The sequence below is a fragment of the Candidatus Nanopusillus massiliensis genome, assembly GCF_920984865.1.
Window position 1 is genome coordinate 488012 of record NZ_OV100765.1, and the last position, 212, is coordinate 488223.

The 212-nt window shown below is 31.1% G+C and carries 1 protein-coding gene (cut by a window edge); it reads right to left on the minus strand.

Annotated features, from left to right (window positions below):
- A protein-coding gene (locus LUA84_RS03435; RefSeq protein WP_231434448.1) for an aldehyde ferredoxin oxidoreductase N-terminal domain-containing protein crosses the window boundary here: on the minus strand, positions 1-200 show its 5' portion. The gene continues 55 nt to the left of window position 1, outside the view; the window shows 200 of its 255 coding nt (coding positions 1-200); the start codon lies at positions 198-200; its stop codon lies beyond the left edge, outside the window.
- Positions 201-212 lie beyond the last annotated feature (12 nt).

Genomic DNA, 212 nt, shown 5'->3' on the forward strand with positions numbered 1-212 from the left:
ACAATTCCAGTTACAGGTCCTGTAGCAATAATTAATTTGTTTTCAGGACTTAAAGGATCTACATTTGGTGGTACTTCTGTTATTATATAATATGTACCAATTCCTCTTCCTCCCAACCATTTTCTCAATATATCTTCTGAAGGTAAAGGTTCTATGGAAATTTTTTCTTCAGTTAAATTCACTCTTAAAACTTTTCCCATATATCCATAAAC